Annotated in this window: 12 protein-coding genes; 8 read left to right on the top strand and 4 right to left on the bottom strand. The window is 73.1% G+C overall.

The features are described 5' to 3' along the window. The first annotated feature begins 393 nt into the window (after positions 1-393). From ACGF13_RS01750 to ACGF13_RS01735, 4 genes are all read left to right on the top strand, one after another. The gene (locus tag ACGF13_RS01750) at positions 394-1,197 is read left to right on the top strand and encodes a sugar phosphate isomerase/epimerase family protein (protein WP_392868758.1); all 804 of its coding nucleotides are present in this window, start codon (positions 394-396) and stop codon (positions 1,195-1,197) included. A gap of 53 nt (positions 1,198-1,250) precedes the next feature. Beyond that, complete coding sequence (locus tag ACGF13_RS01745) at positions 1,251-2,057, top strand: class I SAM-dependent methyltransferase (RefSeq protein WP_392867751.1); 807 nt, start codon at positions 1,251-1,253, stop codon at positions 2,055-2,057. 175 nt (positions 2,058-2,232) lie between these two features. Continuing rightward, the gene (gene ilvD / locus ACGF13_RS01740; RefSeq protein WP_392867748.1) at positions 2,233-4,077 is read left to right on the top strand and encodes a dihydroxy-acid dehydratase; all 1,845 of its coding nucleotides are present in this window, start codon (positions 2,233-2,235) and stop codon (positions 4,075-4,077) included. A 122-nt stretch (positions 4,078-4,199) separates the two neighbouring features. Then, on the top strand, positions 4,200-4,712 hold the full coding sequence (locus ACGF13_RS01735) for a hypothetical protein (protein WP_392867746.1): 513 nt from the start codon (positions 4,200-4,202) through the stop codon (positions 4,710-4,712). Positions 4,713-4,715: 3 nt separating this feature from the next. Here the strand turns inward: ACGF13_RS01735 and ACGF13_RS01730 are convergent, their stop codons facing one another. Further along, positions 4,716-6,074: a hypothetical protein gene (locus ACGF13_RS01730; RefSeq protein ID WP_392867743.1), complete on the bottom strand. Its 1,359-nt coding sequence runs from the start codon at positions 6,072-6,074 to the stop codon at positions 4,716-4,718. 164 nt (positions 6,075-6,238) lie between these two features. After that, positions 6,239-6,688: a hypothetical protein gene (locus ACGF13_RS01725; protein ID WP_392867740.1), complete on the bottom strand. Its 450-nt coding sequence runs from the start codon at positions 6,686-6,688 to the stop codon at positions 6,239-6,241. Positions 6,689-6,874: 186 nt separating this feature from the next. Between ACGF13_RS01725 and proC the strand changes: the two genes are divergently transcribed. Both proC and ACGF13_RS01715 read left to right on the top strand, forming a co-directional pair. Next, positions 6,875-7,702, top strand: coding sequence for a pyrroline-5-carboxylate reductase (gene proC / locus ACGF13_RS01720; RefSeq protein ID WP_392867737.1), 828 nt, complete (start codon positions 6,875-6,877; stop codon positions 7,700-7,702). A 124-nt stretch (positions 7,703-7,826) separates the two neighbouring features. After that, positions 7,827-9,047: an MFS transporter gene (locus ACGF13_RS01715; RefSeq protein ID WP_392867734.1), complete on the top strand. Its 1,221-nt coding sequence runs from the start codon at positions 7,827-7,829 to the stop codon at positions 9,045-9,047. A 28-nt stretch (positions 9,048-9,075) separates the two neighbouring features. On the opposite strand, the gene ACGF13_RS01710 is transcribed toward ACGF13_RS01715, so the two are convergent. Then, positions 9,076-9,546 (bottom strand): hypothetical protein, encoded by a 471-nt coding sequence (locus ACGF13_RS01710; protein ID WP_392867731.1) that lies wholly within the window; start codon positions 9,544-9,546, stop codon positions 9,076-9,078. 183 nt (positions 9,547-9,729) lie between these two features. After that, a complete protein-coding gene (locus ACGF13_RS01705; RefSeq protein WP_392867728.1) occupies positions 9,730-10,254 on the bottom strand; it encodes a hypothetical protein in 525 nt (174 codons plus the stop codon). Between the two features lie 178 nt (positions 10,255-10,432). Between ACGF13_RS01705 and ACGF13_RS01700 the strand changes: the two genes are divergently transcribed. Next, on the top strand, positions 10,433-11,629 hold the full coding sequence (locus ACGF13_RS01700; RefSeq protein WP_392867725.1) for an acetoin utilization protein AcuC: 1,197 nt from the start codon (positions 10,433-10,435) through the stop codon (positions 11,627-11,629). A 236-nt stretch (positions 11,630-11,865) separates the two neighbouring features. After that, a complete protein-coding gene (locus ACGF13_RS01695) occupies positions 11,866-12,075 on the top strand; it encodes a helix-turn-helix domain-containing protein (RefSeq protein WP_045699258.1) in 210 nt (69 codons plus the stop codon). Positions 12,076-12,080: the final 5 nt, after the last annotated feature.

Here is a 12,080-nt window from a genome sequence, read left to right as displayed (position 1 = left end):
GGCGCCACCGCCGCCCAGGCCGCCAAGCAGGCCGCGAAGGCCGTCAAGGCCGCCCAGCGCACCGCGAAGACCGCAGCGGCGAAGACGACCGCCGCCACGACCGCCGCAGCCAAGGCGAAGACGACCAAGACGGCGAAGGCGGCCAAGACGGCGAAGGCGGCCAAGACGGCGAAGGCCGCGAAGAGGCCGAAGCGGGCCCCCGGGCACCAGCCCACCGCCGGGACCCCCGCCGCGCAGCAGTCCGCCCCGAAGAAGACCCGCACCGCCCGGGCCACCGGCGCCGCCAAGGCCGCCGTCCAGTCCGTCCGCTCGGTCAAGGCCGCCAAGCGCGACGCCGCCCGACCGCCGCTGCTGCGCACCACCGACCGGCTGGTGCTGCCCCGGCACCCGGCCCTGCACATCCCCGACACCAAGGTGGTGCTGTCCACCGCCTCCGTGTACCCGGCGAGCACCGCCGTCGCCTTCGAGCTGGCCGCCAAGCTCGGCTACGACGGGGTCGAGGTGATGGTCTGGAACGACCCGGTCAGCCAGGACATCGACGCCCTGCGCCGGCTCTCCGACGCCCACCGGCTGCCCATCCTGGCCGTGCACGCGCCCTGCCTGCTGATCACCCAGCGGGTGTGGAGCACCGACCCGTGGACCAAGCTGGTCCGGGCCCGGGCGGCCGCCGAGAAGCTCGGCGCGAGCGCCGTGGTCGTCCACCCGCCGTTCCGCTGGCAGCGCCAGTACGCCCGGGAGTTCGTCGAGGGCATCAACCGGATGGCGGGCGAGACCGACATCCGCTTCGCCGTCGAGAACATGTACCCGTGGCGCTACCGCGACCGCGAGATGCTCGCCTACGCCCCCGGCTGGGACGTCACCGACGAGGAGTACCGGCACTTCACGATCGACCTCTCGCACGCCGCCACCTCCCGGATCGACACCTTCGCCATGGTCGAGCGGATGGGCGACCGGCTCGCCCACGTCCACCTGGCCGACGGCAGTGGCTCCGGCAAGGACGAGCACCTGATCCCCGGCCGCGGCAAGCAGCCCTGCGCCGAGCTGCTGGAGCACCTCGCCCGCACCGGCTTCGACGGCCACGTGGTGCTGGAGGTCAACACCCGCCGCTCGGCCTCCCCCGCCGAACGCGAGGCCGACCTGGCCGAGGCCCTCGCCTTCACCCGCCTGCACCTGGCCACCCCGTCGCACGTACGCTGAGCCGTCCGGCCGGAGCGGGTGCGAACCGCCAACCGCCCTACCGAGGGGGAGAAGTGACGAACGGCCAAGAGAGCAAGGGGAGCCAGGAGTTCAGCGGACTCCGCAACTTCCGCGAGCTGGCCGGGAGCTTCGGCGCGGTGGCCGCCGAGTACGACCGCGGCCGCCCCGGCTACCCGGAGGAACTGTTCGACGAGCTGGAGCGGTTCTGGGGCCGGGGGCTCAAGGGGGCCAGGGTCCTGGACGTCGGCGCCGGCACCGGCATCGCCACCCGCCTGCTGGCCGCCCGTGGCGCGGACGTCGTCGCCGTCGAGCCGTCCGCCGGGATGGCCGCGCAGTTCCAGGCCGTCTCCCCGCAGCTCCCGCTGGTTCGCGGCGGCGGTGACGACCTGCCCTTCCACGACCACTGCGCCGACCTGATCACCTACGCCCAGGCCTTCCACTGGACGCAACCCGGGCGGTCCGTCCCCGAGGCGGTCCGGGTGCTGCGGCCCGGCGGGGCCCTCGCCGCCTGGTGGAACCTCTTCGACGAGACCGTCCCGTGGGTGCGCGCCCGGGACGAGCGGCTGTCCGCCGAGCTGTCCGGCCGCTACCACGGCTACGGCCGGGTGGCCGACCTGACCGCCCCCTTCGCCGCCGCCGGGCTGGAGGTCCGCCGCACCCAGCTGCGCTGGCAGCGGCGGGTGTCCGTCGAGCAGGTGGTCGACAACCTCACCTCGCGCTCCTACTTCGCCTCGTTGGCCCCGGAGCGGCGCGAGCCGCTGCTCGCCGCCGAGCGCGCGGCGCTGCTGGCCGAGTTCCCGGACGGACAGGTGGTCGAGCCGTACGTCCTCGACCTCACCGTGGCCGTCGCGCGGCACTGAGCCGCCGCCCCGACGCCCGCCCGCTCCCGCTGTCCGGCCCGCCCCGCGCCGCCTGCCCGCATCGCGGACGGACCGTCCGCCGGCCGGACGGCGGGCGTAGGCTCGGTACCCACAGCGGCCCCCGAACCCTCCCAGCAGCGGGGTGCCCGCGAGAGCCCCGAAGGAGTGGAGCACAGTGCCCGAGCTGAGGTCCCGTACGGTCACCCACGGTCGCAACATGGCAGGCGCCCGGGCGCTTCTCCGGGCGGCCGGCGTAGCCCGCGAGGACTTCGGCAAGCCGATCATCGCGGTCGCCAACTCCTTCACCGAGTTCGTCCCCGGCCACACCCACCTCCAGCCGGTCGGCCGGATCGTCTCCGAGGCGATCAAGCAGGCGGGTGGTATCCCGCGCGAGTTCAACACCATCGCCGTGGACGACGGCATCGCGATGGGCCACGGCGGCATGCTCTACTCGCTGCCCTCGCGCGACCTGATCGCCGACTCGGTCGAGTACATGGTCAACGCGCACTGCGCGGACGCCCTGATCTGCATCTCCAACTGCGACAAGATCACCCCGGGCATGCTGATGGCCGCGCTGCGCCTGAACATCCCGACCGTGTTCGTCTCCGGCGGCCCGATGGAGGCCGGCAAGGCCACCCTGGTCGACGGCACCGTGCGCAAGCTCGACCTGGTCGACGCGATCTCCCAGGCGGTCAACGAGAACGTCTCCGACGAGGACATCGCGATCATCGAGGAGAACGCCTGCCCGACCTGCGGCTCGTGCTCCGGCATGTTCACCGCCAACTCGATGAACTGCCTGACCGAGGCGATCGGCCTCTCGCTGCCCGGCAACGGCTCGGTGCTCGCCACCCACACCGCCCGCAAGGACCTGTACGAGCGGGCCGGGCGGACGGTGGTCGAGATCGCGAACCGCCACTACGGCCAGGACGACGCCTCCGTCCTGCCCCGGGCGATCGCCACCCGCGCCGCCTTCGAGAACGCCATGGCCCTGGACATCGCCATGGGCGGCTCGACCAACACCATCCTGCACCTGCTGGCCGCCGCCCAGGAGGCCGAGCTGGACTTCGACATGCGGGCGATCGACGCCATCTCCCGCAAGGTGCCCTGCCTGTCCAAGGTCGCGCCGAACGGCTCGTACTACATGGAGGATGTGCACCGGGCCGGCGGCATCCCGGCCATCCTCGGCGAGCTGTACCGCGGCGGGCTGCTCAACGAGGACGTCCACACCGTGCACGCCGACTCGCTCGCCGAGTGGCTCAAGACCTGGGACGTGCGCGGCGGTTCGTCCTCCGCCGAGGCCGTCGAGCTGTGGCACGCCGCCCCCGGCTGCGTCCGCTCCGCCGAGGCCTTCTCGCAGTCCGAGCGCTGGGAGTCGCTGGACACCGACGCCGCCGGGGGCTGCATCCGCAGCGTCGAGCACGCCTACTCGGTCGAGGGCGGCCTGGCCGTGCTGTACGGCAACCTCGCCGAGGACGGCTGCATCGTGAAGACCGCCGGCGTGGACGAGTCGATCTGGACCTTCAGCGGCCCGGCCGTCGTGGTCGAGTCCCAGGAGGACGCGGTCGAGGCGATCCTGGCCAAGCGCGTCAAGGAGGGCGACGTCGTCGTCATCCGCTACGAGGGCCCCAAGGGCGGCCCGGGCATGCAGGAGATGCTCTACCCGACCTCCTTCCTGAAGGGCCGGGGCCTGGGCAAGGCCTGCGCGCTGGTCACCGACGGCCGCTTCTCCGGCGGCACCTCGGGCCTGTCCATCGGCCACGCCTCCCCGGAGGCGGCCTCCGGCGGCACCATCGCGCTGGTCGAGGACGGCGACACCATCGCCATCGACATCCCGGGTCGCCGGATCTCCCTGGAGGTCCCGGACGAGGTCCTGGCCGAGCGCCGCAGCGCCCTGGAGGCCGCGGGCGGCTACCGGCCGAAGAACCGCGACCGCCAGGTCAGCCAGGCCCTGCGCGCCTACGCCGCGATGGCCACCTCCGCCGACAAGGGCGCCGTCCGCGACGTCTCCAAGCTGGGCTGAGCCCGTACGGGCCCCGTACGGGGCACCTCGTACGGAACGAGGAGCACGCAACGAGGAGGAGCCGTCCCACCGGCCGGGACGGCTCCTCCGCCGTGTGCGGCGGCCGGGTGATAATCGACGGTGTGAGCGAGCAGCCCCCCACCCCCGCCCCCACTCCCGCCGGCGCCCCCGAGCCGGCGCCCATCCGCTGGTTCGGCACCACCTGGCTGAACCGGGACAACGGCTACTGGCTGCGCCGGGTCGCCGTGTCGGTCGGCTCCCTGGCCGCGGCCGCCGCCGCGGTGCTGCTGCTGCGCTTCGGCGTCGAGGGCGTCGCGCTCTCCGACAACGGCGGCTTCCTCAACGGGCTGCTGACCGCCGCCATCGTGGTCTGTTCGATGATGGCCGTGCGGCGCACCTGGAAGGTGCTCACCGAGGGCAAGGACAAGCTGACCGGCTGGATGGCCGAGGACAAGTCGCTCGGCGCGGTGTGGATGATCGGCGGGGCCGGCTCGCTCCTCGCCTACTTCGCCCGCAGCCTGGTCGAGGCCCCGGGCGAGGCGGTCCGGCGGGCCGCCCACCAGCGGGCCGTCGAGCAGTACGAGAAGCGCCGGGCCGGCCGCAGTGGCCGACCCGGCGGGAAGCGCAAGGGCTGATCGTCAGGTCCGGCTGACGGATCCGCACTCGTCGGCCGGCTGGATGTCCTTGCTGCGGTCGTACGGGTCGATCTCGGGGCCGGTCGGCCGGGAGCCCGGAGCGTCCGACTGCAGCTCGGCGAACTGGTCGAACTGCGGGTGGAAGTAGCCGTCGTAGACGCCACAGGCCGAGTTGGCGGGGTCCGTCTGGCTCCCGCCGAAGGCGATCTTCCTGGGATCGACGGGGTAGCGGCCCGGGTCGTAGAAACGGAACGTCTCCACCCGGCGCACGATGGTGCGGGTGGTCCAGGTGTCCCCGGACACGTCGCCGCTCGGCGTGAGCAGGCCCGCCGGCTTGGCCGCGCCGTCCTGGGGCGCGGCCGGCTTCGTCGGCTGCGGGGCGCCGGTCGGCGGCTTGGGCGACATGGCCCGCTTGGCGGCGTCCGGACCGGGGCGCAGCGCGTACACGAAGCTGAAGTCGGTGTGGACGAGGACGCCCTTGTCGCCGTCGCCCTCGTACGTCATCCGGCCCTGCACCTTGACCACGTCGCCCACCGGAATGGCGTCGCGCGGGTCGAAGCGGCTGAACCAGGAGGTCGGGTCGTTCTTCTCGGACGGGTTGTCCAGAGCGGCCACCGCTCCGTCGCGCTCCTCCCGCAGCAGCAGCGCGAGCGCGGCGTCCGGCCGGCCGCCCCCGACCGTCTTCGGGTCCAGGTCGGCGGCGGTCAGGTAGTCCTTGACCAGCTGCAGCTGGGCGGCGACCTGGTCGGCGGAGAAGACGCCGGTGGCCTTGGCCTCGGGGAGCACGAAGGCCTCCGCGCCGTTCGGCCAGCCCTCGGCCGGGGAGCCGGCCCACGGGTGGTCCACGGTCGGCTGCTCCTCGGGGGCCTTCGGCGGCGCGGTCGTCGGCTTGGCCGTCTCCGGGGCGACGGTGGGCACCGGCGAGTGCGGGGCCGAGGCGCCCGCACCCCAACGGAACGAGTACCAGTCGCGCAGCGCGTCGACGTTCAGCGCCGCGAGCACCACGGCGACGGCCAGCGCGACGAACAGCGGCGCGCGCCACTCCAGCCGGCGGCGCGGGCGCGGGTTGCCCCACGGGTCGGGCGCGGCGGACTTCGGCTTGCGGCCGAACCGGCGCTTGGACGCCCGCGGGCCGTCGTTGACCGAGCGGCGGCCGCCCGGGTCGACCGGCGGGGTGTGCTTCCACCGGGCGGACAGCATGCGGGTGCGCCCGCTCTGCTCCTGGACGGCGGCGCCCCTGATGAACTCCTCGTCCAGGACGAGGTCGGCGAACGGGTCCTTCTTGCCCGTCCCGGACGGGTCGGACCCGCCCGGCTCGTCGCCCCCGGAGGGGCGCGGTTCCGGATCTTCGGCTATCGGCATCGCGCCAGTATGACGACGGGGGGTGACGGTGCGCCGATCGGGGGCACACCACGTGGTGAACTCGTGCGGATCGGGTGACAGTTCACCCCGGTTCGTCCGGAACCGCGCCGCCGCCCGGGGCCGTTCGCCGCTCGGGGCCGGTCCGTTGCCCGGGTCCGTCCCGCTCAGCCCTTGCCGCGGGCCTGCTTGACCGAGCCGACCACCCCGGCGATCGCCAGCAGCAGGCCGGCCGGCAGCAGCGAGACGAAGAAGGCGCCGAACAGCCCCTCGTCACCGAGGAACAGCTGGGCGAGCGTGTTGAGCGCCAGCAGTCCGCCGGCCGCCGGGAGCGCCGACCGCCACGGGTGCTCGTCCGCCCAGCGGCGCAGCCGCCGGTCGGTGGTGTCGTGCCGCAGCCGGCCGCCGACGGTGCCGACCAGGAAGAAGAAGAACAGACCCCAGCCGGCCGGTGAGGCCAGCATGCTCAGCGACCAGTTCCCGGAGATCGCCTCGATCCCCAGGGCCGTCGCCCCCACCACCGCACCGACCCCCGCGGCGGTCCGCCACGGTCCCACGGTCGCCGAGGCGACGGCGAGTTGCCGGTTCTCACGTCGGGACATTTCGTCGTGTGCCATGGCTCCACGGTGCGCCTGCCGGAGCGCGGAGGCCATAGGGGAAACCCCGGAGTTTTCACCCTAGGGGCAGGGCCGTTGCGGTCCGTGGCGACCACGGAGCGGACGGTCCCCGCGTGCGCCGCCGGGCGGTGCGAGGATGGCCGCAGCACCGAGGCAAGGCCGCAGCACCGAGGCAAGGAGCGGACCATGGGCAGCAGCGCAGCACACGGACAGAAGATCGCCTTCCTGGGCACCGGCAAGATCGGCGAGGCCCTGCTCTCCGGTCTGCTGCGGGCCGGCAAGGACCCGGCCGACGTCCTGGTGACCGCCCGCCGCCCCGAGCGCGCGGTCGAACTCGCCGCCCGCTACGGCGTGGTGGCCGTCTCCAACGCCGAGGCCGCCAAGCTCGCCGACACCCTGATCCTCGCGGTCAAGCCGCAGGACATGGGCAGCCTGCTGGACGAGCTGGCCCCGCACGTCGGCGCGGACCGGCTGGTGATCTCGGCCGCGGCCGGCGTCCCCACCGCCTGGTTCGAGGAGCGGCTGGCGGCCGGCACCCCGGTGGTCCGGGTGATGCCCAACACCCCGGTCCTGGTGGACGAGGGGATGAGCGTCATCTCGGCCGGCTCGCACGCGGGCGAGGAGCACCTGGCGCGCGCCGAGGAGATCTTCAGCTCGGTCGGCAAGGCGCTGCGGCTGCCCGAGTCCCAGCAGGACGCGGCCACCGCGCTGTCCGGCTCCGGTCCGGCCTACTTCTACTTCCTGGTCGAGGCGATGACCGACGCAGGCATCCTGCTCGGCCTGCCCCGGCAGGTGGCGCACGACCTGATCGTGCAGTCCGCGATCGGGGCCTCGGTGATGCTGCGCGACTCCGGCGAGCACCCGGTGAAGCTGCGCGAGGCGGTCACCTCGCCGGCCGGCACCACCATCGCGGCGATCCGCGAGCTGGAGAACCACGGGGTGCGGGCCGCGCTGCTCGGCGCCCTGGAGGCGGCCAGGGACCGCTCCCGGGAGCTGGCCTCGGGCGGAAAATGACCGCTGCGCGACCCCTCCCGTAATCGCGGCGCACCCCCTACGCTCTCGCCAACATCGTCCTACCGGTCGGTAGTGGGGCCGGCGACGTCAGCGAGGTCCGTGTGGAGTCCGCCTGGAGGTCCGCGTGAGTGCCGCACCGTCCGCACGGCCCGTCCCGTCCCCCGTGGCGCCTGGCCTGCGGGCCGGGCGGGCCGCACTCGCCGTCAGCTTCCTGCTCCAGGGCACCGTCTTCGCCCTGCTGGTCACCTGCATCCCGGAGATCCAGCACCGGTACGGGCTGAGCGACGGGCTGCTGCCGGTCTTCCTGGCCGCGGTGCCGGTGCTCGCCGGAGTCGGGTCGATCGCCTCCGAGCAGTTGGTGAAGCGCACCGGCGCGCGGGCCGTGCTGCGGGTGGTCCAGCCCGCCGTCTGTCTCAGCCTGGCGGCCGCCGGGCTGGGCGGCACGCTGTGGCAACTCGCGCTGGCGCTGGGCGCGTTCGGGCTGCTGGTGGGTGCGCTGGACGCCAGCATGAACATGCTCGGGGTGGGGCTCCAGCACCGCTACGGCCGTTCGATCATGATCGGCTTCCATGCCGCGTTCAGCCTCGGCGGCATTCTCGGCGCGGCCCTGGCGGGCCTCGGCTCGCACTACGACCTGGGGCTGCCGGTGCTGTTCGGCACGGCTGCCGCGGTGATCGCCCCGCTCGCCCTGCTGACCGGCACGCGGTTCGCGGGACCGGCCGAACTCGGCGACGCCGTCCGGGAGGCCGCCGAGGCCGCCGCCCGGTCCGTCCCCTGGCGTCCGCTGCTGCCGCTCTGCCTGGCGATGGCCTTCGCGTACATCGCGGACGCCTCGGTCTCCAACTACAGCGTCAAGTACCTGACCGACGGGCTGGGCAGCCGGGAGGACCTCGCCAAGCTCTCCTACCTGGGCTACATGGTCGCGATGCTGCTCGGCCGGGCCCTGGGCGACCGCGCGGTGCAGCGTTTCGGCGCCGTCCCGGTGGTCCGCGCCGGCGCCGCGTTGGCCGCCCTCGGCTTCGGGCTGGCCGTGGTCGCGCCCGCCGCCTGGGCGGGCATCGCCGCCTTCACCGTGCTGGGCTTCGGCATCTGCGCGATCATCCCGCAGGTGTTCGCGGCCGGCGGCCGGCTCTTCCCGGCCGACTCGGACGCCGCGGTGGCCCGGCTCAACCTCTTCAACTACGTGGGTTTCCTGCTCGGTTCGCCGCTGGTCGGGGCGATCGCGGACGCGAGCTCGTACCGCTGGGCGCTGCTCGCCCCGATGCTGCTGGTGCTCGCCGTCCTGCCGCTGGCCGAGCGCTTCGCCCCGGTGCCGGTTCCGGCCCCGGCCCCCGCCGTCGGGTGACGTCGGGGGCGGGGGACGGGACGTGCGGTCAGCTGATCACGGTCTGGAGCTCGGGCAGTCCCCCTGCCCAGAGGCCGTCCTTGGTGAAGTCCGGGGCGGTCGAGCCGTACTCGGCGTAGACGTACGGGGCCCAGTTCAGTGTGTACGACCCGGTCCAGGCCGGTGTGGAGGTGATCCGCGCGGTGACCGTGACGGTGCGGGTGGCGCCCGGCGGGATCGGCGTCGTGAGGTGGAAGGCGGCGGCGCTGTTGAAGCCGCCGTACGAGCAGTCGACGCTCTCGCCGCCGCAGCCGGTGGGGGTGACCACGTCGGTCCGCTGGTTGGTCGGCCAGGTCGGCTGGACGTACACGTAGGCGAAGGAGATGGCGTTGGGCTCGGTGTTGGTGAGCGACAGGGTCAAGGTCAGCTGATCGCCCGGCGCCGCCGTCTTCTTGTCGACGGAGAACGCGGTGCCGCCGATCTGGGAGACGGCGGAGGCCGGCTGGGTGGCGAAGATCACGCCAAGTCCCAGTATCGCAGCGAGAATTACCGCAAGGCGTTGCACGCTGAATGGCTTCATGGCGGAGAGGATAGGGAGCGGTGAAGGGCTTGTCTGCATCCCCGCACACCGTCTTCAACTGTCGCCGACACGCCCTGGCCCCCGCCGTCGGGTGACGGCGGGGGCGGTCGACGGGACGTGGGGTCAGCTGATCACGGTCTGGAGCTCGGGCACCCCGAAGGTCCAGCCCTGGTCCTTGGCCGTGGTGGTGCCGCCGACCTGGCCGAACTCGTAGTAGACGTACGGCGCCCAGTTCAGCGTGTACGGGGCGCTGCCCCACGCCGGGGTGTCGGTGATCTTGACGGTGAGTGTGACGCTCTTCGTCGCCCCGGGCGCGATCGGCGCGTTGAAGTGGAAGTTGGCGCTGTTCCCGTTGGTCACGCAGTCGGAGGTGTCGCCGGTGCAACCGGTGATGGTGAACGCTCCGGCCTGGGTGTTGGCCGGCCAGGTCGGCTGGACGGCCTCGTAGGCGAAGTAGATGGGGCTGTTCTCACTGTTGGTGAGCGACAGCGTCAGGGTCAGCTGGTCTCCCGCCTTGGCCGCCGACTTGTCGACCGCGAAGGTGGCGCCGCTGACCGCGGCGGAGGCCGGCTGGGCGGCAAAGAAGACGCCAAATCCCAGTATTGCAGCGAGAATTACCCCAAGGCGTTGCACGCTGAATGGCTTCATGGCGGAGAGGATATGGAGTCGCAAGGCTTTTGTCTGTACCGCCTCAACACCCGCCTCCACAGCTGCCCCACAACTTCCGTAGTTTCATCGCGCACCCGTCTGCCCGGCCGCCCCTCGGGCACCGGCCCGGCGTGCCCTGGCAGCGGTCCGGCCACCGCCACCCGCTACGGTGGAGGCCATGCCCGAAGCCGAGCGTGACACCCCCTGCGGCCTGCACCTCTTCTGGGACGAGGCCGTCACCGCCTACGACTTCGGCCCCGGCCACCCGATGGACCCGACCCGGCTGGCCCTCACCATGCGCCTGGTCGAGGACCTCGGGCTGAGCAGCGGGCCCGGGGTGACCGTCCGGGCCGCGCCGCCCGCCGGCGAGTCCACCCTCCGGCTGGTGCACACCCGGGAGTACGTCGAGGCGGTCCGCAACGCCGCCGCCCACCCCGAACGATCCGACCCGCTGCACGGACTCGGCACCGACGACAACTGGTCCTTCCCGGCGATCCACTCGGCCTCCGCGCTGATCGCCGGCCAGTCCGTGGCCGCCGCCGAGGCGGTCTGGCGCGGCGAGACCCCGCACGCCGTCAACTTCACCGGCGGGCTGCACCACGCGATGCCCGGCAAGGCCTCCGGCTTCTGCGTCTACAACGACCCGGCGCTGGCCATCGCCCGGCTGCTGGAACTCGGCGCCGAGCGGGTCGCCTACGTGGACGTGGACGTGCACCACGGCGACGGCGTCCAGGCGGCCTTCTGGAACGACCCCCGGGTGCTCACCGTCTCACTGCACGAACACCCCGCCACGCTCTTCCCGCAGACCGGCTGGTCGATCGAGACCGGCGGCGAGGACGCCCCCGGCTCCGCCGCCAACCTCCCGCTGCCCGCCGGCACCGGCGACGCCGGCTGGCTGCGCGCCTTCCACGCGGTGGTGCCCGAACTGCTCGACGCCTTCCGGCCGCAGGTCCTGGTCACCCAGCACGGGGCCGACACCCACTTGGAGGACCCGCTCGCCCACCTCGCCGTCACCGTGGACGCCCAGCGGCTGATCGCCGAGACGCTGCACGACCTCGCCCACCAGTACGCCGGCGGCCGCTGGGTGGCCACCGGCGGGGGCGGCTACGCGGTGGTGGACGTCGTCCCGCGCACCTGGACCCACCTGGTCGCCACCGCCGCCGCCCGGCCCGTCGACCCGGCCACCGAGACCCCGGAGTCCTGGCGCGCCGAGGTCTACCGCCGCACCCGCCGCCCGGCCCCGCTGCGGATGACCGACGGCGCCCGCCCGGTCTGGCGCGACTTCGACGCGGGTTACGATCCGGCCGACCGGCTCGATCAGGCCATCCTCGCCACCCGGCGAGCGGTGTTCCCGCTGCACGGACTGCTGGCCTGAATCCGCCTTCCCGGCCGCGCCCGGGCCGCGTCCCGGCGGGGCCGTGCGTACGCCGAGCGGTGCCATCCGCCGGTCGGCTACGTACTGCAACAGTCCTATCTCTCACCGTACGAGGACTGCACTTCCCCTCTTCCCACTGGTACCACCCATAACTACTCTGGGGATACACGTGTGCCGGTGGAGTCACCGGAGGGGAAGCCGGTGCCTTGCACACGGGTAAGGGTCGGGTGATGGTCATGAGTTCCGTCGAGCGCCCCCTTCAGGAAGTCGTCTTCCTGACCGTGGCGGAGGTCGCCGCGGTCATGCGGGTGTCCAAGATGACGGTGTACCGGCTGGTGCACAGCGGAGAGCTGCCGGCCATCCGGGTCGGACGGTCCTTCCGGGTGCCCCAGCAGGCGGTGCACGAGTACCTCAAGGAGTCCTACGTGCGGCTCGAGAGCGCGTAGCGCGG

This window comes from Kitasatospora sp. NPDC048286, from assembly GCF_043201735.1.
GTDB lineage: Bacteria > Actinomycetota > Actinomycetes > Streptomycetales > Streptomycetaceae > Kitasatospora.
Note: the sequence above shows the minus strand (reverse complement) of the source record. Positions and strands in the feature narration are given on the sequence as shown.